Raw genomic sequence first — 20,483 nt, 5'->3', positions numbered from 1 at the left:
GTACGTCCGACGGAAACTGCCGGCGAGCGAAACCCAAAGTGGGGGAAGAACATTCTTCCCCCACTTTTTGTCGGTCGGGGTCAGGTGAGCCGACGCTCCGCGTACGCGCGGAGGTTCTCCACCTGCGCGGCATCCAGGGATGCGCGCACCCGGGTGCGGGCGTCGGCGATGTCGTCGGCGGTGACGGTCGCGGCGTCGATGTTGCGCCGCATCGCGGAGAGTGCCGCCTCGCGCAGGAGCGCCGAGCAGTCGGCGGCCGAGTAGCCGTCGAGATCGGTGGCCAGGTGATCGAGATCGATGTCGTCGGCCAGCGGGACATTGCGTCCGGAGGTCCGCAGGATGTCGGCGCGGGCGGCGGCATCGGGCGGCGGGACGAAGACCAGGCGCTCGAGCCGGCCGGGGCGCAGCAACGCCGGATCGATCAGATCGGGCCGGTTGGTGGCGCCGAGCACGACCACATCGGTCAACGGTTCGACGCCGTCGAGTTCGGTGAGCAGGGCGGCGACGACGCGGTCGGAGACGCCGGAGTCGCTGGACTGCCCGCGCCGCGGGGCCAGCGCGTCGATCTCGTCGAGGAAGATCAGTGAGGGCGCGGATTCCCTTGCGCGAGAGAACAAGTCGCGGACGGCGCGTTCGGACGAGCCGACCCACTTGTCCATCAGCTCGGCACCCTTGACGGTGTGCACCGACAATCTCCCCGACGCGGCGAGGGCCCGCACCACGAAGGTCTTCCCGCAGCCCGGCGGCCCGAACAGCAGCACGCCGCGCGGTGGCTGCACGCCGAGCCGGGTGAAGGTGTCCGGGTGTTCGAGGGGCCAGAGCACCGCCTCGGTGAGCGCCTGTTTGGTCTCGGTCATGTCGCCGACGTCGTCGAGGGTGATCGACCCGAGCGACACCTCCGGCGATTCGCCGCGCGACACCGGGCGGATGACGCCGAGCGCCCCGGCGAGGTCGGCGTCGGTCAGCGCGGGTGCCGACGACGAGGCGTCGGCGGTCACCCGCGCCGCGGCCCGCAGTGCCGCCTCGCGGGTCAGGGCGGCCAGGTCGCCGGCAACGAAACCCGGTGTGCGAGAAGCGATTGCCGAAAGGTCCAGCGCGCCGTCGGTGGGTACGCCGCTCAGGATGGCGGCGAGCAGTTTGGCCCGGGTGGCCGCGTCGGGCAGACCGATCGACAGTTCGCGGTCGCACAATTGCGGATCGCGCAGCCGGATGTCGATGGCGGCCGGTTCGGCACTCGTCGCGATGAGGGCGATCGTGCCCCCGCCACCGGTGCCCCCGCCACCGGTGCCATCGTCGGCCGGATCGAGTGCGGTACGCAACGCGTCGAGGATGAGTGTCGACACCGGTTCGGGTTCGGCCGGCAGCAGCGCGTCGACGTCGGTGACGAGCAGCACTCCGCCGGCCGGACGCAGACCCGCGATGGCGTCGGTGACCGCGCGTAGACGGGCATTCGCCTCGAGCGCGCCGACCGTCGGACCGTCGACGACCGTCATCGGCCGCCCAGAGACGGCGGCCATCGGTCGCTCGGCGACGGCGGTCATCGGTCGCTCGGCGACGGCGGCCATCGGTCGCTCGGCGACCACCGCCCGCACGACCGTCGCCTTGCCGACGCCGGCCGGACCGGTCAGCAAGACCCCGAGCCGAGGGATGGCGCCGAGAGTGCGCAGCACCTCCGGCTCGTCGAGGGTGATCCGTAACCATTCGGTCAGCTTCGCGACCTGGTCATCGACCCCGACCAGTTCGGCGACCGATCGCGCCGGCCGCGCCGCGTTGACAGCGCTCACCCCCACGTTGACAGCGCCCTGCTCCACGTTGACAGCGCTCACCCCCGCGTTGACGGCGCTCACCCCCGCGTTAACGGCGCTCACCCCCACGTTGACGGCGCCCTGCTCCACGTTGACAGCGCTCACCCCCGCGTTGACAGCGCCCGGATTCCCACCGACAGCGCCCCCGGTCCACATCACCGCGGTGTTCGGCTGCACGCTCACCGGCGCGCCGGGCTCGGTGGAGGTGACGGTGAGCAGTTCATTGGTCCAGGTGATACCCACCGACACCGCGAGGGCGCGGACCGCATCGCCTGCGGTCAACTCGGGGCCGAGGTCGCGCGGCAGCAGGGAGACGGTGTCGCCCACGGAGAGCACCTTGCCGAGCAGTGCTCGTCGCAGGGTGGTCGGGTCGACGCCGTGGCTGGCCAGGGCCGATCCGCTGACGACGACCCGCGCGGCGGCCTGCACGACCACCGGGCCGATCACCACCTGAGCGTTCTCGCGGACGCCGGCGTTGGAGAACGAGATGTCGTCGAGCAGGATGGCGCCGGTCGCGGCATCCGGGGCGGTGGCGCCGACGACGGCCGCGGTGACGCGCGCCCCGGTGAGGCTGATGGCATCCCATTCGCGCAGGCCCAGCGCGGTCAGGACCTCCGGATGCACGCGGACGATCCCGCGTCGGGCGTCGGCGGCCGACGGATTGAGTCGCGCGGTGAGGGTCAACCGGCTCATGAGGGGCGACGCTCCGGATCCTCCGGGCGAGTCGGGCGGTGTAGTCCGAGTCGTCCCTCGGACTTCTTCATCGCCTGCCGCCGCCGTGGCATGACGCGGCGTCCGGAACCCTCCCGGGCCAGTGCCCGCCGCTCGGCGCGACGTTCCTTGGGGGCGGCGTCCCAGTGTTCGGGTCGCGACGCGACCCAGCGCCGACTCCGCCAGGCGAACGGGATGTGCACGGCATAGGCGACGATGGCGATCACCATCAGGATGTAGGGAAAGGTCAGCAGCAGGGCCGCCCCGATCGCCACCAGCAACAGCAGGCCCGGCAGCGCCCGGGCCGACACCTTCGACGCCTTCAGCGACGCCGTCGGGATACGGCTCACCGCGAGGAAGGCCACCAGCATCAACCAGATCCCGACCGCGGCCAGTGACGTCCACCACCCCGTCCCGAACTGCTGCAGCAGTCCGACGGGCAGCAACGCACCGATCGCGGCCGCCGGTGCCGGCACCCCGACGAAGAAGTCCCGGGTGTAGGCGGGGGCGTCATCGTCGTCGAGCAGGGTGTTGAACCGGGCGAGACGCAGCACGATCGCGCAGCAGTAGATGAGGGCCAGCAGCCAGCCCAGGTCGGTACCGTCGAGCAGCGTCAGATACACCAGGAATGCGGGCACCACACCGAAGTTGATGACGTCGGCCAGCGAGTCGATCTCCGCGCCGATCTTCGTCGTCGCACCCATCAGCCGCGCGACGCGGCCGTCGATGCCGTCGAGCAAGGCGGCCGCGACGAGCAGGCCCAACGCGGCGTTGATGTTGCCGTTCATCGCGAACCGGACGGACGTCATCCCGGCGCAGATCGCCAGGATCGTCAGCGCCGAAGGCACGAACATGCGTCCGGCGGCGGCCTGACGACGCAGCCGGGACTGCTCAGCCGGCGAGGTCCGACGACCCGCCACCCGCGTGGGCGGGCGTTGGGTGACGGGACGCTCCCGGTGCGGATTCATGCGCGGTCGCCACCCAGGGTGGCCAGCGCGGTCTCGGCGCCGATGGTGCGTTGGCCGAGCCGGACCTGCGGCACCGCTCCGGGTGGCAGGTAGACGTCGACGCGGGACCCGAAACGGATCAGGCCGTACGTCGCGCCGACCGACAGCGAATCACCCGCCGACGGCTCACAGACGATGCGACGGGCGAGCAGCCCCGCGATCTGGACGACGGCGATGTCGTCGCCGGTGGCGTCGGCGCGCAGCGTCATGGTGGTGCGTTCGTTCACCGAACTGGCGTCGGGCAGGTCGGCGGAGACGAACCGTCCCGGCGTATGTGTCACCGACGTGACCGTGCCGGACACCGGGACCCGCTGCACGTGCACGTCGAAGAGTGACAGGAACACCGACACCCGGGGCCGTGGTGTGTCGCCGAGTCCGGCCTCGGCGGGCGGGACCGCCTCGTCGACGAGACTGACCGTGCCGTCGGCGGGTGCGGCCACCACCGCCGGATCGGTGGGTGGCACCCGGGCGGGATGCCGGAAGAACGCGGCACACGCCCCGGCGGTCAGGGTGGCCGGCACCCGGATCCAGCGGTGTCTGCGGCCGACGACGGCCACCGCGGATGCGGCCGCGACGAAGGGCAGACCGGCGGGATGGACCGGGGGAATGGTCTCTTTGGCCAACGTGACCAGATGTGCAGGTGACAGACCGTCTGGTGCGTCCGGCCGCGGGCGCCTCGCCACAGTCAACCTCTCCCCATGTCCGTTGATGATGTCGGGTGATGCGCACTCCGATGGTGCGCCCGTACAGCTTAGAGCCCCCGGCCGCGGGGCGACCGGCGGACCGCCCCGCCCCGACTACCGCAGGCGGATGACGTCGACCTCGTCGCCCGCCGACAGCGCCACGGTGTCTTCGTCGATGTCGACGAGGGCCTCGGCGCGCGCCAGGTTGCTCAGGTGATGCGACGCCGGTGGGCCCGCGGGGGAGATCCACGGGCCGCCGGGGTGGCGGACGAACAGGCCGCGCTGGAACTGGCGTTTGCCCGGCGGCGAGGTGAGATCGGTGGTGAGTTTCGCGTGCAGACGCGGCCGGCGTCGGTGCAGTCCCATCGCCGCACGGAGTGGATCGCGGATGAAGATCTCGAAGGACACCAGCGAACTGACCGGGTTGCCCGGCACGGTGACGATCGGCACCGCCCGCCCGTCGGGTGCGCGAAAGTGGCCGCAGCCCTGCGGCATTCCCGGTTGCATCGCCACCTTCGCGAACTCCACGCCACCGGTGGCGGTGAGGGCCTCCTTGACCACCTCGAACGCACCGGCGCTGACGCCTCCGGAGGTGATGATGAGGTCTGCGTCGGCGGCGATCTCCGCCAGGCGTCCGAGGAACTGTGCGGGGTCGTCGGGCACGAAGTGCACGTGCCGCGCGATGGCCCCGGCCTCGATGGCCGCCGCCGTCAGCATCGCGCCGTTGGATTCGTAGATCTGGCCGGGCAGCAGCGGCTGTCCCGGCGCCACCAGTTCGGAGCCGGTCGAGAGCACCGCCACCCGCTGCCTGCGAAAGACACCGATCTCGGTGATGCCGAGACCACAGAGCAGGCCGATCTGCGCGGCACCGATCTCGGTGCCGGCGGCCAGCGCGGGGCTGCCGACGGTGATGTCGGAACCGGCGAGCCGGATGTGTTTGCCGAGCGGCACGCCGGCGGTGATCGTCACCGTGTCGGGCAGGTCGGCGTCGCCGGTGAAATCGGCCGTCGTCGACTCGACGGGTACCACCGCGTCGGCGCCGGCCGGCATCGGTGCGCCGGTCATGATGCGTGCGGCCGTGCCCGGTGCCAGGGGGGGTGGATCGGTGCGCCCGGCCGGGATGTCGGCGGCCACCGGCAGGGTGACCGGGCGGTCGGCTCCGGCGTCGGCGACCTCGGCGGCGCGCACGGCGAATCCGTCCATCGCGGAATTGTCGAAGCCGGGCAGCGAGATCGGCGCGTCGATCGGCCCGGCCGTGACCAGGCCCAGCGCGTCGGTGACGGCGACGGTGACCGTTTCCGGCGGGGCGAACAGGGCGGCGACGATCTGCTGATGGACATTCACCGGGCGCATCGCCCCAGCATGCCATCGCCCTTGCATGTCATCGCCCTTGCATGTCACCGCCCTTGCATGTCACCGCCCCGGCATGTCACCGCCCCGGCATGTCATCCCGCCCCGCCGGGCCGTCGTCGGTGCACGCCGAGCGGACCGGGGTCGTCGAGCTCTGCAGGCATCGGCGACCGATACTAGATTTGGTCTATGAGTCTCGGGTTGCTGCTGGACATCGACGGCGTGATGGTCACGTCCTGGGAGGCGCTGCCGGGTGCCGTCGATGCGGTGCGCACCCTGGCCGACCGTCAGATCCCACGAATGTTCTTGACCAACACCACGTCTCGTTCGCGTGGGGATATCGCCGACGCCCTCGCGCAGGCGGGATTCGAGGTGGCGCCCGAGGAGATCCTCACCGCCGCCAAGCTCACCGCGGAGTATCTGGCGCAGACCTACCCCGGCAAGAAGGCGTGGGTGCTCAACGAGGGCCCGATCGCCGACGACATGACCGGGGTACCCCTCACCGACGACCCGTCGCAGGCGCAGGTCGTCGTCCTCGGTGGGGCGGGCCCGGTGTTCACCCACGAGGCGTTGTCGACGGTGTTGGAGATGCTGCTCGCCGGGGTTCCGGTGATCGCAATGCATCGGTCGATGATCTGGTCGACGGCCTCGGGCCTGTCCATCGACACCGGCGTCTACCTCGAGGGACTGGAGAAGGCCGCCGGCCGCAAGATCCGCGCGATCGGCAAGCCGTCCCCGCTGGGTTTCCGCGCCGCCGTCGAGGTGATGAATCTGGAACCGACGCAGGTGGTGATGGTCGGCGACGACATGCACAACGACGTGCTCGGCGCGCAGGCGTCGGCGCTGATCGGGGTGCTGGTGCGGACCGGCAAGTTCCGGGAGGAGGCCCTCGCCGCCCTGCAGCGCGACGAGTTCGGGCCGGTGCCCGACTACGTCATCGACTCGATCGCCGACCTACCGGCCCTGATCGACAAGCTCGACGGCTGAGTCGGGTACGCCCTACGCCTTCCTATGCCTCGGCGGCCTTCTTGATCTTGCCGAGGGTCTCGGCCATCCCCAGCTTGAGTTCTTCCTCGAACGACTCGGTGCCACCCATGAGCTTGTCGACGAGCACCGAGGAGACCTTCGTGGTCGTCCCGCCGGGCGCCTCACGGCGTTCGGTCAGCGTGACACCGGCGTCGGTGGGGGTGATGGTGTAGCTCCACACGGTGTGGTTCTCCGCGACCCGGAAACCGATCTCCTGATTCGGGGCGAACCGCACGACCTTCGACGTCGTCGGCCACACCAGTGGCCCGCGACGGTTGATGTTGATGGTCTTGGTGCCGAGTTCCACCGGGCCGCGGATGATCATCTTCACGCACTGCGGGCTCCACTCACCCATGCGCTTGAGATCGGAGATCACCGTCCAGACCGCCTCCGGGGAGGCAGTGATGTCGATGGACTCCTCGATGAGTGGTGCAGCCACGGTTCGGTTCCCCTCGTGTTGATCGGTTCGTGTGAATCGGTCGGATGACGGCGTGATTGGTCGATGACGCCGCCGGGCGACGTCGGATATGGACGACCCTAGGCCACTTATTGAGCAACCGTCAATAAGCGCTCGGGCCGCTCAGGCCAGGAGCGTGGCCGCGATGACCGCGCCGACGCCCACGAACACCGCCGCGGTCACCCAGATCGCCGGGTGATCGCGGGAATCGTCGAGCAGGAGGGTCCCGAGCTTGCCGGGGGTCAGCCAGTCGATGAGGACGAACGACCACATCATCACCGCGATCGCGACCACGGTGTACGCGATGGTGTAGACCAGGCCGCGCCACAACTCCAGGAAGGCCGTGTCGAACACCGACCCCACCAGCACCAGCGACAGGCCGATCACCATCGACACCGTCATGATCACCGCGTTGCGATTGTGCTCCACCCACACCAGCTGCCGGAGCCGGCCCGGCGTCACGAGGTCGAGGGCGGCGTAGCCGAGGATCAGCAGCGCGATGCCGACCAGCGAGAACGACGCGGCGCCGGCCAGATTGTCCCGCAAGATCTCCACACGAACTCCTGTCGTCGCCGAGCGTCGGGGCCCGTCCGTCACCGGGACCGGGTCAGAAGAAACCCTAGCGACAATGGCGTCGGAGGCGTCGGGTTTGGCGCTCACGACATGCGCCCGCCGACGAGGTCGGCGCGATCACGCTGGGCCAAACCCTGGTCACCGCGATCTGTTCGGGGCCTACTGGGCGGGATCGTCGTGCGAATCGAGTGGCGCAGGAGGTGGCCGGGATGGGCTGGTTGACACGACTACTGGAGAACGAGCATCGCCGGCTGCTCGACGGTGTCGCGGGACTGTGCCCCGAAGCGGCGGGTGCCACCGCCCTATGTGCTGATGCTGTGGGTGTGGGTGTGGGTGTGGGTGTGGGTGTGGGTGTGGGTGTGGGTGTGGGTAGGGGTGTGGGTGCCGTGACCCCACCCACCGCGTCGAGTGGGCGCTGATTTCCGTCGAGTGTGCGCCGTTCCCCGTCGAGTGTGCGCCCTTTCCCGTCGAGTGGGCGCTGTTCCGCGTCGAGTGTGCGCTGATTCCCGTCGAGTGTGCGCCGGACAAAGCACCCGCCCCGACCACCCGCCGTGTGTGGCGGTGTGATCGGGGCGGTGGCGTGGTCGCGTTCAGCGAGCCGTCAGAGCAGTCCGACGAGGTCGTAGCTGCCCACGTTCTTCGACAGCGCCGTGAGGTGATCGTTGGCGTCGCCGAGGGTGTGGCTGATCGCGGTCAGCCGGGACAGATAGTGGCCCACCGGGTATTCGGCGGTCATACCGATGCCGCCGTGCATCTGCACCGCTTCCTGCCCGACGTGCCGCAGCGAACGGCAGATCTGCAGCTTCGCGCGGGAGGCGATGATCGGGTCGGCGACACCGTCGGAGAGCGCGGTGGTCGCGTACAGGCTCATGCTGCGGGCGAGTTCCAGTGAGACGTACATGTCGGCGGCCCGGTGGTCGAGGGCCTGGAACGTCGACAGGGTCACGCCGAACTGCTTGCGCGTCTTGAGGTAGTCGACGGTGAGGTCCAGGGCGCGTTCCATCGCGCCGACGGCCTCGGCGCACAGCGCGGTCTGGATGCCCACCTCGACGTCGGACAGCAGGGCGCCGGCATCACCCGAGCCGAGCCGGGTGGCCGGTGCGTCGGTGAAGGTGATCTGCGCACCGCGTCGACGATCGCTCGTGCGGTAGGCGACGCGGTCCACGCCGTCGGCGTCGGCGTCGACGAGGTAGAGGCCGAGTTCGCCGTTCTCGCGTGCCGAGACGATCAGCTTGTCGGCGCAATCGCCGTGGGGGACAAGCGTCTTGGTTCCGGTGAGCTTGCCGTCGGCGACGGTTGAATCCACCGCGGCGGCCGGCCAGCGATCGCCGGACTCCTGGTGGGCGAAGGCCATCAGCAACTCGCCGGACGCCAGCCCGCCGAGCAGTTCGGCGCGCAACTCGCCCTCGGCGGTGGCGACGATCAGCGAGCTGGGGACGAGTACCGAATCCAGGTACGGCTCAGGCGCATTGGCGCGACCGATCTCGCCCATCACGCTGGCGAACTCCACCGGACCGGCGCCCGCGCCGTCGTCCTCCTCGGGGATGGTCAGACCCAGGATGCCGATGTCGGCCAACGACTTCCAGACGTCGCGGCTCCAGCCGAGTTCGGTGTCGGTGACCTTGCGCAGCGTCTCCACGTCGTAGGTCTTGGTCAGGACGTCGCGGACGGTGTCGCGCAACATCGTTTGTTCTTCGGACAGTTCGAAATCCATGAAAGTTCCTCGGGTGTCGAGAGGTGTTCGGGCAGAAGGGGATCGGGCCTACAGGCCGAGCACGGCCTTGTCGATGATCTGCCGCTGAACCTCCGACGAACCGCCGTAGATGGTCACCTTGCGGTAGTTCAGGTACGTCGGCACGGACAGCTGCGCCCACTCCGGTGCGAGGATGTCGGCAGAACCGTTGGCGGAGCCGGATTCGATCGCGGACACCGGCAGCGACTGCGGGCCGGCGATGTCGGCGATGAGCTCCATCGCCTCCTGCTGCAGCTGGCTGCCACGGAGCTTGAGCAGTGACGACGCCGGGTTCGGCTTGCCGTCGGCGGAGGACGCCACCACCCGCAACTGGGTGAGTTCCAGTGCGAGCAGCTCGTTTTCGAGTTCGGCCAGACGTGCGGACAGCAGCGGGTCCGCGAGCAGCGGGGTGCCGTCGGCGGCGGTCACCTCGCGGGCGAGTTCCTTGGCGCGAGCGAGCTTGGTGCGGGTGTAACCGACCCGTGCGATGCCGTTGCGCTCGTTGCCGAGCAGGAACTTGGCCTGTGTCCAGCCCTGATTCTCTTCGCCCACAAGGTTTTCCACCGGAACGCGGACGTCGTTGAAGAACACCTCGTTGACCTCGAAGCCGCCGTCGATCAGCTGGATCGGACGCAGTTCGACGCCGGGGGTGTCCATCGGGAACAGCAGCATCGAGATGCCGGCCTGCTTCTTGACGTCCGGGTCGGTACGCACCAGGCAGAAGATCCAGTCGGCGAACTGGCCCAGCGTCGTCCAGGTCTTCTGACCGTTGACGACGTAGTGGTCGCCGTCGCGTACCGCCCGGGTCTTCAGGGATGCGAGATCGGAGCCCGCTTCCGGTTCGGAGAAGCCCTGGCACCACCAGATGTCGAGGTTGGCGGTCTTGGCCAGGAATCGTTCCTTCATCTCCGGGGAGCCGAACTGCGCGATGACCGGTCCGATCATGCCTGCGTTGAACGGCAGCATGTCCGGCACCGACGCCAGGCTCATCTCCTCGCGGTAGATGTGGTGCTGGATCGGGGTCCAATCCTGGCCGCCCCACTCCACCGGCCAGTGCGGCACCGCGTACCCGGCCTCGTTGAGGATGCGGGTGGTGGTGACGATGTCGTCGGGGTAATTGAGTTTTCCGGCGGCGCTGCGCTCACGAATGTCCTTGGGGACCTGGGTCGTGAAAAACGTCCGGAGCTCCTCGCGGAATGCTTCCTCACTTGAACTGTATTTCAGGTGCATGCCTACCTTCATACTCTTCGAGGTCGCGGGGCAAAACCCGGGATGCCGGATCGGCCGGATCGGACACCGAAGATGAGACGATTCCGGCTCTGCGTCGCGCCCGCCGCGACAGCACCGCCCCGACGACGGCGACCAGCAGGACGTAGACGACGTAGCCGACGACGGTCTCCTGCAGGCCGACGTGACTGACGACGAGTCCCGCGATCACGGCCGGGCCGCTGAAGGCGAGGTAGCTGACGATGAAGACGGCCGAGAACACCTGCCCGCGCTGCGGCGGTGGGGTGGCGGCACTGATCGAATCGAGCGCACCGAGGAAGGTCGCCGCGAAGCCGGTACCGGCGATCAGCGAGCCCGCCACATAGAACGGCAGTGCCGAGGTGAGCACCCCGGCCAGCGAGATCACCGCGCCGGCGGCCAGGGCGGGGTAGCCGTAGGCCAGTTTGGTCGCGGCGTCGCGTCCGATCAGGGCCAGCGAGGTGAGTGCGCCGGCGGCGAAGAAGGTGAACAGCAGGGCGCCCGCCTCGGCGTGATTGTCGATGCCGAAGACCTTCGCGATCACCGACGACCCCAGCGAGAGGTAGAGCCCACCCATCGACCACGTCGCGACGAAGGCCGGCAGGGCGCCCCAGAAGAGATGGCGGATCTCGCCGGGTACCGACGCCTGCGGGGCCAGGGTGGCCAGCATGTGCCGGCGTGAGGTGAATCCGATGCGCGACGACGTCTCGGGCACGATCAGCAACGCGACGAGCAGCACGGCGTAGATGCCCAGGGTGATCTCGTAGACCAGGAATCGCGGCTGCGGCGCGTACTGGACGAGGACACCGGCGATCGCGACCCCGGCGGCCAGACCGATGGTCGGGGCCGCCCCGGTGATCGCGGAGCCGAGGCGCGCACTGGGCTGCAGGTCGACGACGGTGGCGGTCAGCGTGCCGATCGCGGCCCCGGTGGCCAGGCCCTGCAGGGCACGAGCGGCGATCAGGATGCCGACACCGTCGGCGGCCAGGAACAGCACCATGCTGGCGATCAGCAGGACCAGGGCCACGGCCAGTACCGGTCGGCGGCCGATGTGATCGGAGAGCGATCCCACCGACAGCAGGCTGATCAGCATCGTCACCACGTAGATCGCGAACACCCCGGTCAGGGTGAACGACGAGAAGCCCCAAAGCTGCTGGTAGACCGGGTACAAGGGCGACGGGGCGGCCGAGGCGAAGAGGACCATCACCACGGTCGCGGCGATCACCCAGAACGCGCGGTGCGGATGCAGTCGCGACATCGATCCTCCAAAAGCAAAGTGGTTTGCGTTAGGGCCAACCTAGCCCGACGTGGACCCCTAAAGCAACGCGATTTGCAATAATCGATTCCATGAGTGCGGTAACAGCGGACAACACCGAGGTCACGACGGGTCGCCGACCCGGTGGACGCAGTGCCCGGGTGCAACACGCGGTGTACGACGCGGTCGGCCGGCTCGTCGCCCGCGGTGAACGCGAGAGCATGACGATCCCGCAGGTCGCCGAGCTCGCCGGGGTCAACCCGACCAGCATCTATCGACGCTGGGGGTCGATCACCGCCCTGCTCGAGGAGGTCGCGGTGGCCGCGCTCACCCAGGGCGAGGCGCTGCCGGACACCGGCACGCTGGCCGGGGATCTGGCCGAGTGGGCGCGCATCATCGGCGCCGACATCTCCCGGCCGTCGCGTCGCGCCTACCTGCGCGCGATGGTCACCGCGCGCGACGACCTCATCGACGAATGCCCGTGCTGGGAGATCCGCCGCGGTCAGGCGGCCGAGATGGTCGGGCGGGCTTCCGGCCGCGGCGAGGCCACACCGTCGGTGGAACAGATCCTCGACCACATCATCGCGCCGCTCTATCACCATGCGGTCTTCGCCAAACACATCGACGATGAGTTCGCCACCCGCCTGGCCGCCGATGTCATGCGGATGGTCTGATCCTGGCGAATCCGATGCCCGTGACGTACTAGGCTCGGCGCGCATGAGGCATGTGCACGCGTTCGGTGACGACGCGCTGGGGGAATGGGACGCGGTCGGCGTCGCCGAGGCGATCACGCGAGGCGACATCTCGGCCACCGAGGCGGTCGAGGCGGCCCTCGCTCGGATCGACGCGGTCAACCCGACGCTCAACGCGGTCGCGGTGGATGACCGTGAGCGCGCCCGCAAGCGCGCCGTCGACGGCGGGTACTGCGGCGGCTCGTTCGCCGGGGTGCCCTCGATCATCAAGAACAACACGTTGTTCGCCGGAATCCCGACGACGCACGGTTCGGCCGCGGTACCCGAGCGGGTGGCCACGCAGAACGAACCCTTCACCGATCAGTTGCTGTCCACCGGCGTGAACATCGTCGGCGCGTCGACGCTGCCGGCCTTCGGGCTGACCGCGACCACCGAATTCGTCGACCGCGATCCCACCCGTAATCCCTGGGACACCGACTACTCCTGTGGCGCGTCATCGGGTGGGTCGGCGGCGTTGGTGGCGGCCGGGGCGTTGCCGATCGCGCACGCCAATGACGGTGGCGGGTCCATCCGTATCCCGGCCGCGGCCTGCGGGCTCGTCGGACTCAAACCCTCCCGCGATCGCGTCGTCGCCTCGCCCGAGGGGAAGTCGATGCCGATCGACCTGATCTCCAACGGCATCGTCAGCCGCACCGTCCGGGATACCGCGCGATTCCTCGCCGATGCCGAGACCTTCAGTCCAGCAAAGGGATTGCCGCTGGTGGGTCGCGTCGACGGTCCGTCGGAGCGACGCCTGCGGATCGCGATGCTCACCGAACCGCTGACCGGGCAACTCCTCGACGACGACACCCAGGCCGGACTGACCGCCACCGCTGAACTTCTCGAAAGTCTGGGTCACCGAACGGAATTCGTTCCGGTTCCGGTGGACCGGTCGTATATCAACGAGTTCACCTCGTATTGGGCGATGCTCGCGTTCGGTATCGATCACTTCGGCAAGCGGATGATCGACAAGGGCTTCGACCGTTCGCAACTCGATCCGTTCACTCGTGGGCTCTCGCGGATGTATCTTCGCCGGATGTGGCGCACACCCGGTGTGATCCGTGGCCTCAAACGGTCTACGGTTCAACTGCGCGAGACCTTTTCGCGTTTTGATGCGGTGCTCTCGCCGACGCTGGCGCACACCACGCCGAAGATCGGCTACCTCGATCCGGGTGTGGATTTCGACGAGGCCTTCGATCGGCTGATCCGCTACGTGGCCTTCACGCCGGCCAACAACACGTCGGGTACCCCGGGAATCAGCCTGCCGCTGGCACAGACGTCGGACGGATTACCGTTGGGCATGCATTTCTCGGCCGATCTCGGTGACGAACGGACATTGCTGGAACTCGCCTACGAACTCGAGGCCGCACAGCCGTTCGCGCGCATTCAGGACGCGGGCTGAGACGAGAAACCGTCTCGGCGGTCGTGGGCGACGCCTCGGGACCCAGAGAATTGGGTCGGACCTGAGGATCTGGGTGCTACACCACCCAATTCCGCCAACACGACCCCATCTCGCCGTGGGGGAACCACGACCACTGTCGCCCACTACTGTTGTCGCGCTGTGATTCCCCGTCCGGCGATCCCGCTACGGCCGTGGCCACCACGAGTTCAGCAGCCGGATCACCAAGGGGGCCAGGACGGTGGCGATCATCATGCAGATGGCCATACTCAGCAGGGACAGGGCGGCATTCGTCCCGAGACCGGAGAGTTCGCGATCCTCGGTGATGACTCCGCTGATCGCGACGAAACCCATCGATCCCGGAACCATCAACCAGAACGGCGGCAGATACATCACCAGGGCGCTCGGATGTCCCTTGGCGCGGTCGCTGACGACCCAGGCGACCAGCAGGGTGACGCCCAACGCGATACCGCCGGCGAACGCGGGCAGGATGACCAGCTGTGTCACGTTGTTGAGCCAGAAGGTCCCGAATGTCAACCCGATGGTCCACACCCACAACCGTTGGGGCGTACAGAAATACAGGGTGTTGCCGACCGCGAACACCGGTCCGGCGAGCCACAGCACCCACGACGGCGCCTGCTCACTTGTCAGATCCTGCAGGTGAACTGACGTCAGGCCGGCGACGTCGAGGGCCAACGCGAATCCGAACGCCATCGACAGCAGCACGATCAGCGCGGAGACCAGGCGGGTCGAGCCGGCGATCATGTCGCCGGTGGTGAGCTCGATCAGTGCGGTGGTGAGCGCCGCTCCGGGAATCAGTGTCACCACCGGGATGACGGCGAGTCGCACCGGGTCGTCGAATCCGCCGTGCACCGACCACAGTGCAATCGGCAATGCGGCCAGAAACGTCAACAGGACGGGCATCAGGGCGGTGATCGCCGGTTTGGTGCCACTCCACAACAGCACCGCCGCAATCGGAATCGACAGGACGACGGCAGCGACCGACGCCAACGGGCTCATCCGGAAGCACATGGCGAACCCCAACGCCATGAGCATGTAGCCCGCAATCCGGACCAGGGGATGAATCGGTGGCGGGGCAGCGGCGATGGCGCGCAGCTTGTGGAGCGCATCCGGAACCGGAATCGGTTCCCGCCGGAGCCGGTGCACCAGCGTCTCGGTGTCCGCGATCTGGTCGAATCGGTAGGGCGTAGTGCTGTTCGCCATCGCCGTCCGACCCCGTTGACGATCGAGCGCGATGATGTAGGTCGCGAAGACCTCGGTCGTCGCGTCGTAGTCGTACGTCGTGCAGATCTCGTGAAGAACCTGCTGCGTGAGGGGAACCGGGTACGACGAACTGTTGAGCGCCTCACCGACCTCGGTGATGAGGGTCAGCATGTCGTCCGGATCTGCCGATCCGGGCCGTTTCACCGCGTCATCTGACATGCCTGCACCTCACAGCGGGTCTCGATTGCCATGCGGACCAACCGATGTGGTCGGACTGCCGACACGGCTCGGATCAACCTACATCGGGGTGACCGGCGCTTCGATGCGGAAGCCCCGCGCGCAAGAGCGGATCTGTCCGACGCCACCGGGTGGAATCCATCGTCGCGACATCGCCGACAGCTGACGACGATGTATAGAGGAACCGCGGCCGTCGCGGGTGATTTCTCAGAAACCTTGGCACGGAATCGCTCGGATCGTGTCCCGAATCATCGGTGTCGTCCGCGGTAAACCTATTGCTGCGATGTTCTCTCGCACTGAGATAATGTTCTCGGCAGAATCGTCGACAACGAAAAGAGAATTCTGTTGCACGCGTGTGATGTGGCCGGACGCCAACGGATCTGTCATCGTCGGCCGGAACATGGACTTCCATCAGGATCTCCACACCAACCTCTGGAAACTCCCGCGCGGCGTCAAACGCAATGATCGCGTCGAGGGCAAGCTGAAGTGGACCTCGAAATACGGCAGCGTGATTGCCGGCGTGTACGACATCCTGTCGACCGACGGGGTGAATGAGAAAGGGCTGGCAGGGCACATTCTGTGGCTCGCCGAGTCCGAGTACGGCACCCCGGATCCGAATCGTCCGCAGCTGGCGATGTCGGTGTGGCTGCAGTACTACCTCGACAATTTCGCCACGGTTGCCGAGGCCGTGCGGTGGACCCAGGACAATGATCCGCAGGTGATTCCGATGGCGGATCCGACCGGCGGCAGCCACCCGGCGATCCACCTGGCGCTCGACGATGCCACTGGCGATTCGGCGATCTTCGAATACATCGACGGCAAGCTCGACGTCTACCACAGCCGGGACTACTGGGTGATGACCAATTCGCCCACCTACGACAAGCAGTTGGAGCTCGTCAAGAAGTTCGAGGGTCTGGGCGGCTCGGACGCGCTCCCCGGTACCTGCGACGCGGCCGACCGTTTCGCTCGTGCGTCGTACTACGTGCACCATCAGCCGCAGCCCACCTCGCGGCTACAGGCCACCGCCGCGATGGGCAGCATCATGCGCAACACGGCTCAACCGTTCCGCACCGCGGACCCGGGCAAGCCCGATGCGTCACAGACGTTGTGGCAGGTCGTCATCGATCTGACCAACCCGCGCTACGTCTTCGAGTCCACCACCCGCCCGAACACCGTGTGGGTCGACCTGAAGGATCTCGACTTCAGCGAGGGATCGGGAGACGCGAAGCTCGACCTCGTCAACAATCTCGAGGTCGAGCACGGACTGTCGGGCAACGTCGGCCACAAGTTCAAGCATCACAAGTTCCACATCGTCTCCATCGAGCAGGCCAAGCTGATCGGGGAGCTGGTGGAGAAGGCCAAGCACAGCCTCGACGCGGCGAAGCCCATCGAAGAGCGCGTCAAGGACATTCAGGACAAGGTCGACGCCAAGCTCGTGGAGTTCGTCGACGCGACCTGAGTTCGCGCTCTCGATAACACTCTCTGCGACAACAGAATTGGGTCCTGTCAGAGAACCTGGGTGGTGTGCCACCCAGCTTCTCCAACAGGACCCAATTCTTGTGTCCGGGATTACCGGGACGTCAGTGGGCGACCGCCTCCTCGGCACCGATGCCGGTCAGCGAACGCACCTCCATCTCCGCATTGCGTTCCGGGGTACCGCGATCGTTCGGCGCGGTGAGGGTGCCGATGATGCCGAGCGCGAAGGCGAGCGGGATCGACACGATGCCGGGGTTCTCCAGCGGGAACCAGGCGAAGTCGGCGCCGGGGATCATCGACGTCGCCTTGCCGGAGACCGCGGGGGAGAACACGATCAGCAGCAGCGTCGAGCCGAGGCCACCGTAGATGCTCCACAGGGCGCCGCGGGTGTTGAACCGCTTCCAGTACAGCGAGTACACGATGGTCGGCAGGTTGGCCGCGGCGGCGATCGCGAAGGCCAGCGCCACCAGGAAGGCCACGTTCTGGCCGTTGGCCAGGATGCCCAGGACGATCCCCAGCACGCCGAGAGTGATTGCGGCGTAACGGGACACACGCACCTGATCGTCTTCGCTCACCTTGCCGCGCTTGATGACGCTGGCATAGATGTCGTGGGCGAAGCTCGCCGATGCGGTGATGGTGAGGCCGGCGACCACCGCGAGGATCGTCGCGAAGGCGACCGCCGAGATGATGCCGAGGAGCACGGTGCCGCCGAGTTCGAAGGCCAGCAGTGGTGCCGCCGAGTTCTCCTTGCCGGCCGCGGCGAGGATGCGGTCGGGGCCGACGATGGCCGCGGCGCCGTAGCCGAGGATCAGGGTGAACAGGTAGAACGCGCCGATCAGGGCGATGGCCCAGACGACCGAGCGCCGAGCCTCTTTCGCGGTCGGGACGGTGTAGAAGCGCATCAGCACGTGGGGCAGACCGGCGGTGCCGAGCACCAGGGCGATGGCCAGCGAGATGAAGTTGATCTGCGACTCCAACGACCCGCCGTACTTGGCGCCGGGTGCGAGAACGTCACGGGCGGCGACCTTGTCGCTCGACGACCCCGAGATCGCCTGCTGCGCATTGCCGAGGATGTCGGAGACGTTGAGCCCGAACTTGGCGAGCACCATCACCGTCATGAACGCCGCGCCGGCGATCAGCAGGACGGCCTTGATGATCTGCACCCAGGTGGTGCCCTTCATGCCGCCGACGAGCACGTAGACGATCATCAGGGCGCCGACGACGGCGATCACCAGCGATTGTCCGGCCCGCGACTCGATGTCGAGGAGCAGGGCGACGAGACCGCCGGCACCGGCCATCTGGGCCAGCAGGTAGAACAGCGACACGGCCAGGGTCGAGATGGCCGCGGCCAGGCGCACCGGGCGCTGCTTGAGCCGGAAGCTCAGCACGTCGGCCATGGTGAATTTGCCGGTGTTGCGCAGCAATTCGGCCACCAGCAGCAGGGCGACCAGCCAGGCCACCAGGAAGCCGATGGAGTAGAGGAAGCCGTCGTAGCCGTACACCGCGATGGCGCCGGCGATACCGAGGAAGCTCGCGGCGGACAGGTAGTCGCCGGCGATGGCGACACCGTTCTGCGGACCGGAGAAGGCGCGGCCACCGGTGAAGTAGTCGGCGGCCGAGGAGTTGTTCCGGCTCGCCCGGATGACTACGAACATGGTGATGGCGACGAACGCCACGAAGATCGCGATGTTGGCGACCGGATTGCCGACGGCGGCGGCTGCAGCGGTGGTCATCGTTCGACCTCACTTTCCATCTTGTCGCGCAGTGCGGCGGCCTGCGGATCGAGGTCGCGGTTGGCGAAGCGTACGTAGAGCCCGGTGATGAGGAACGTGGTGACGAACTGCAGCAGACCGAGGATGAGACCGACGTTGATGTTGCCCCACACCGGCGTCGCCATGAAGTCGTGCGCGAAGGCGCCGAGGGCCACGTAGAGCGCGTACCAGATCAGGAAGAACGCGGTCATCGGGAAGACGAAGCGGCGCAGGGTCCGCTTGAGGTTCTGGAACCCGGGGCTGGCCTGCATGGCGATGAACTGCTCGCCGGACGGGTGCAGCTGATGATGTTCGTGCGGTGGATGGCCGGGCGGCTGGGCCGACGCGGGTTGATCGACAGTGGACACGATGTCCCTCCCAACTGTGATGGTCGATGCATCACAGAGTGGGTGAGGCAGACATCACACACAATGGGGTGGTATGGGTCACACGACGAAGCCGGTCATCTGTGCGGTGGGCGGTCGGTGCGTGCCGATGAACGGTCGGGGGATTGCGTGTACTACTGACGCCATGACCCTGCTCTGGGACCAGCATGCCTGCCTGCCGCTGCAGCCCGACGCCGACGTCGACCCCCTGACGCGGTTCGCGCGGCCCGGCCCGACGTATGTGTCGGTCAACGTCGGGTACTCACCGCAGACCTGTGCCGATTCCACGCGTCTGCTGCGCCGTTTCCGCGCCGGGATCGAGGCGCACCCGCAACTTCGCCTGGCCGCCGGGGTCGACGACATCACCACCGGCGATCCCACCCGGATCGCGATCGCCTTCGATCTCGAGGACTCCCACCCGCTCGACGGCAACCTCGACAACGTGGCCGCCTTCACCGCACTCGGCGTACGCACCATGTTGCCCAGCTACAACCACGCCAACCGGGCCGGCTGCGGATGTCTCGACACCGACGACACCGGACTCACCGGCTGGGGGCGGGAGCTGGTCGCCGAGATGAACGCCGCGGGCATGGTGCCCGACGGTTCACACTGCAGCGCCCGCACCGGCCTGGACATGTGCGAGGTGTCCACCAAGCCGGTGATCTACAGCCACTCCTGCATGCGCGCCGTCTGGGAGCATCCGCGCAACATCACCGACGATCAGGCGCGCGCGTGTGCGGCCACCGGCGGGGTCGTCGGGGTCACCGGCGTCGGAATCTTCCTGGGCCCCAATACTCCGTCGATCGAGGCGATGATCCGCCACCTCGAGTACGCCGTCGAACTCGTCGGCATCGATCACGTCGGCGTCAGCACGGATCACTCCTTCGACGCCGCGGACTTCCTCGACGAGATCCGCAGCCATCCGGAGGCCTTCGACGAGTCGTACACGCGCTGGGGTCCCATCGAGTGGATGGCGCCGGAGATCTTCGTGACGCTCGGGGACCATCTGCGTGCGCGCGGCTGGGCCGACGCCGACGTCATCGCGGTGCTCGGCGGCAACTTCGCGCGTGTGGCCGCGGTCAGCTGGTGAGGGTGAGTTGGTGAGGGTCAGCTGGTGACTCCCGCTTACCGCTTCTGGACCAGACCCACGATCCACAGCAGGATCACCGATCCGAGAATGGCGGTGAACAGGGTGAACCACCATCCGCCGCCCGCGGTGTCGAGGAAGAAGCTCAGTAGGAAGCCGCCGATCAGCGCGCCGACGATGCCGATGACGATGTTCATCAGGAGCCCGGAACCGCCGCCCTTGACGATCTTGCCGGCGATCCAGCCGGCGATGGCGCCGATGAAGATGTAGCTGATCCACCCCACGTTGGTCAGGGTGGTCGATCGGGCGAGGATCTCGGTGGCGGCCAAGGTGATCATGGTGAACTCC

At 67.7% G+C, this 20,483-nt stretch carries 19 protein-coding genes; 6 read left to right on the top strand and 13 right to left on the bottom strand.

The genetic code is table 11. The features are described from left to right. Positions 1-80 precede the first annotated feature (80 nt). From ABLE94_RS06025 to moeA, 4 genes are all read right to left on the bottom strand, one after another. Entirely contained in the window at positions 81-2,498 is a 2,418-nt protein-coding gene (locus ABLE94_RS06025; protein ID WP_348808302.1) for an AAA family ATPase, read from the bottom strand. After that, entirely contained in the window at positions 2,495-3,484 is a 990-nt protein-coding gene (locus ABLE94_RS06020) for a CDP-alcohol phosphatidyltransferase family protein (RefSeq protein WP_348808301.1), read from the bottom strand. The genes ABLE94_RS06025 and ABLE94_RS06020 overlap by 4 nt, the downstream gene beginning before the upstream one ends. After that, positions 3,481-4,206, bottom strand: coding sequence for a phosphatidylserine decarboxylase (locus ABLE94_RS06015; protein ID WP_348808300.1), 726 nt, complete (start codon positions 4,204-4,206; stop codon positions 3,481-3,483). Before ABLE94_RS06015 ends, ABLE94_RS06020 begins: the two co-directional genes overlap by 4 nt. 114 nt (positions 4,207-4,320) lie before the next feature. Continuing rightward, positions 4,321-5,559, bottom strand: coding sequence for a molybdopterin molybdotransferase MoeA (gene moeA / locus ABLE94_RS06010; RefSeq protein WP_348808299.1), 1,239 nt, complete (start codon positions 5,557-5,559; stop codon positions 4,321-4,323). Between the two features lie 186 nt (positions 5,560-5,745). Between moeA and ABLE94_RS06005 the strand changes: the two genes are divergently transcribed. Next, the gene (locus ABLE94_RS06005) at positions 5,746-6,543 is read left to right on the top strand and encodes an HAD-IIA family hydrolase (protein WP_348805217.1); all 798 of its coding nucleotides are present in this window, start codon (positions 5,746-5,748) and stop codon (positions 6,541-6,543) included. Positions 6,544-6,565: 22 nt separating this feature from the next. Here the strand turns inward: ABLE94_RS06005 and ABLE94_RS06000 are convergent, their stop codons facing one another. Both ABLE94_RS06000 and ABLE94_RS05995 read right to left on the bottom strand, forming a co-directional pair. After that, positions 6,566-7,021 (bottom strand): SRPBCC family protein, encoded by a 456-nt coding sequence (locus tag ABLE94_RS06000; protein ID WP_348808298.1) that lies wholly within the window; start codon positions 7,019-7,021, stop codon positions 6,566-6,568. A 141-nt stretch (positions 7,022-7,162) separates the two neighbouring features. Continuing rightward, a complete protein-coding gene (locus ABLE94_RS05995) occupies positions 7,163-7,594 on the bottom strand; it encodes a DUF350 domain-containing protein (RefSeq protein ID WP_348808297.1) in 432 nt (143 codons plus the stop codon). A 227-nt stretch (positions 7,595-7,821) separates the two neighbouring features. On the opposite strand from ABLE94_RS05995, the gene ABLE94_RS05990 reads away from it, so the two are divergent. Continuing rightward, on the top strand, positions 7,822-8,031 hold the full coding sequence (locus ABLE94_RS05990) for a hypothetical protein (protein WP_348808296.1): 210 nt from the start codon (positions 7,822-7,824) through the stop codon (positions 8,029-8,031). Positions 8,032-8,213: 182 nt separating this feature from the next. On the opposite strand, the gene ABLE94_RS05985 is transcribed toward ABLE94_RS05990, so the two are convergent. Genes ABLE94_RS05985 through ABLE94_RS05975 form a run of 3 tightly spaced genes read right to left on the bottom strand, consistent with a single transcriptional unit; the run spans position 8,214 to position 11,847 of the window. Continuing rightward, positions 8,214-9,326, bottom strand: a complete 1,113-nt coding sequence (locus ABLE94_RS05985; protein WP_348808295.1) for an acyl-CoA dehydrogenase family protein — start codon at positions 9,324-9,326, stop codon at positions 8,214-8,216. Positions 9,327-9,374: 48 nt separating this feature from the next. Further along, positions 9,375-10,574 (bottom strand): acyl-CoA dehydrogenase family protein, encoded by a 1,200-nt coding sequence (locus ABLE94_RS05980; protein ID WP_348808294.1) that lies wholly within the window; start codon positions 10,572-10,574, stop codon positions 9,375-9,377. Further along, positions 10,549-11,847 (bottom strand): MFS transporter, encoded by a 1,299-nt coding sequence (locus tag ABLE94_RS05975; RefSeq protein WP_348808293.1) that lies wholly within the window; start codon positions 11,845-11,847, stop codon positions 10,549-10,551. The genes ABLE94_RS05980 and ABLE94_RS05975 overlap by 26 nt, the downstream gene beginning before the upstream one ends. A gap of 89 nt (positions 11,848-11,936) precedes the next feature. Here ABLE94_RS05975 and ABLE94_RS05970 point away from each other — a divergent pair, with 89 nt between their 5' ends. Together ABLE94_RS05970 and ABLE94_RS05965 are read left to right on the top strand one after the other, a co-directional pair. Continuing rightward, the gene (locus ABLE94_RS05970; protein WP_348805210.1) at positions 11,937-12,518 is read left to right on the top strand and encodes a TetR/AcrR family transcriptional regulator; all 582 of its coding nucleotides are present in this window, start codon (positions 11,937-11,939) and stop codon (positions 12,516-12,518) included. 43 nt (positions 12,519-12,561) lie between these two features. Beyond that, positions 12,562-13,977: an amidase gene (locus ABLE94_RS05965; protein WP_348808292.1), complete on the top strand. Its 1,416-nt coding sequence runs from the start codon at positions 12,562-12,564 to the stop codon at positions 13,975-13,977. Between the two features lie 183 nt (positions 13,978-14,160). On the opposite strand, the gene ABLE94_RS05960 is transcribed toward ABLE94_RS05965, so the two are convergent. After that, complete coding sequence (locus ABLE94_RS05960) at positions 14,161-15,417, bottom strand: threonine/serine exporter family protein (RefSeq protein WP_348808291.1); 1,257 nt, start codon at positions 15,415-15,417, stop codon at positions 14,161-14,163. A gap of 376 nt (positions 15,418-15,793) precedes the next feature. Here ABLE94_RS05960 and ABLE94_RS05955 point away from each other — a divergent pair, with 376 nt between their 5' ends. Beyond that, on the top strand, positions 15,794-16,894 hold the full coding sequence (locus ABLE94_RS05955; protein WP_348808464.1) for a linear amide C-N hydrolase: 1,101 nt from the start codon (positions 15,794-15,796) through the stop codon (positions 16,892-16,894). Positions 16,895-17,015: 121 nt separating this feature from the next. On the opposite strand, the gene ABLE94_RS05950 is transcribed toward ABLE94_RS05955, so the two are convergent. Both ABLE94_RS05950 and ABLE94_RS05945 read right to left on the bottom strand, forming a co-directional pair. Next, complete coding sequence (locus ABLE94_RS05950) at positions 17,016-18,644, bottom strand: monocarboxylic acid transporter (RefSeq protein ID WP_348805206.1); 1,629 nt, start codon at positions 18,642-18,644, stop codon at positions 17,016-17,018. Next, entirely contained in the window at positions 18,641-19,030 is a 390-nt protein-coding gene (locus ABLE94_RS05945) for a DUF485 domain-containing protein (RefSeq protein ID WP_348808290.1), read from the bottom strand. The genes ABLE94_RS05950 and ABLE94_RS05945 overlap by 4 nt, the downstream gene beginning before the upstream one ends. A 163-nt stretch (positions 19,031-19,193) precedes the next feature. Between ABLE94_RS05945 and ABLE94_RS05940 the strand changes: the two genes are divergently transcribed. Then, a complete protein-coding gene (locus ABLE94_RS05940; protein ID WP_348808289.1) occupies positions 19,194-20,138 on the top strand; it encodes a dipeptidase in 945 nt (314 codons plus the stop codon). 35 nt (positions 20,139-20,173) lie between these two features. Here ABLE94_RS05940 and ABLE94_RS05935 read toward each other — a convergent pair whose 3' ends face one another. Continuing rightward, positions 20,174-20,473 carry a GlsB/YeaQ/YmgE family stress response membrane protein gene (locus ABLE94_RS05935; RefSeq protein WP_348805203.1) on the bottom strand — a complete coding sequence of 100 codons (300 nt, stop codon included), beginning with the start codon at positions 20,471-20,473 and terminating at the stop codon, positions 20,174-20,176. Positions 20,474-20,483 lie beyond the last annotated feature (10 nt).

This window comes from Gordonia sp. VNK1 (assembly GCF_040049135.1).
Classification (GTDB): Bacteria; Actinomycetota; Actinomycetes; order Mycobacteriales; family Mycobacteriaceae; genus Gordonia; species Gordonia oleivorans.
Note: the sequence above shows the minus strand (reverse complement) of the source record. Positions and strands in the feature narration are given on the sequence as shown.

Excerpts from the sequence above, each read along its gene's own strand:
- ABLE94_RS06025 (WP_348808302.1), bottom strand. The coding sequence starts at position 2,498 with ATGAGCCGGTTGACCCTCACCGCGCGACTCAATCCGTCGGCCGCCGAC.
- ABLE94_RS06020 (WP_348808301.1), bottom strand. The coding sequence starts at position 3,484 with ATGAATCCGCACCGGGAGCGTCCCGTCACCCAACGCCCGCCCACGCGG.
- moeA (WP_348808299.1), bottom strand. The coding sequence starts at position 5,559 with ATGCGCCCGGTGAATGTCCATCAGCAGATCGTCGCCGCCCTGTTCGCC.
- ABLE94_RS06005 (WP_348805217.1), top strand. The coding sequence starts at position 5,746 with ATGAGTCTCGGGTTGCTGCTGGACATCGACGGCGTGATGGTCACGTCC.
- ABLE94_RS05990 (WP_348808296.1), top strand. The coding sequence starts at position 7,822 with ATGGGCTGGTTGACACGACTACTGGAGAACGAGCATCGCCGGCTGCTC.
- ABLE94_RS05985 (WP_348808295.1), bottom strand. The coding sequence starts at position 9,326 with ATGGATTTCGAACTGTCCGAAGAACAAACGATGTTGCGCGACACCGTC.
- ABLE94_RS05980 (WP_348808294.1), bottom strand. The coding sequence starts at position 10,574 with ATGCACCTGAAATACAGTTCAAGTGAGGAAGCATTCCGCGAGGAGCTC.
- ABLE94_RS05975 (WP_348808293.1), bottom strand. The coding sequence starts at position 11,847 with ATGTCGCGACTGCATCCGCACCGCGCGTTCTGGGTGATCGCCGCGACC.
- ABLE94_RS05970 (WP_348805210.1), top strand. The coding sequence starts at position 11,937 with ATGAGTGCGGTAACAGCGGACAACACCGAGGTCACGACGGGTCGCCGA.
- ABLE94_RS05965 (WP_348808292.1), top strand. The coding sequence starts at position 12,562 with ATGAGGCATGTGCACGCGTTCGGTGACGACGCGCTGGGGGAATGGGAC.
- ABLE94_RS05960 (WP_348808291.1), bottom strand. The coding sequence starts at position 15,417 with ATGTCAGATGACGCGGTGAAACGGCCCGGATCGGCAGATCCGGACGAC.
- ABLE94_RS05955 (WP_348808464.1), top strand. The coding sequence starts at position 15,794 with ATGTGGCCGGACGCCAACGGATCTGTCATCGTCGGCCGGAACATGGAC.
- ABLE94_RS05950 (WP_348805206.1), bottom strand. The coding sequence starts at position 18,644 with ATGACCACCGCTGCAGCCGCCGCCGTCGGCAATCCGGTCGCCAACATC.
- ABLE94_RS05940 (WP_348808289.1), top strand. The coding sequence starts at position 19,194 with ATGACCCTGCTCTGGGACCAGCATGCCTGCCTGCCGCTGCAGCCCGAC.
- ABLE94_RS05935 (WP_348805203.1), bottom strand. The coding sequence starts at position 20,473 with ATGATCACCTTGGCCGCCACCGAGATCCTCGCCCGATCGACCACCCTG.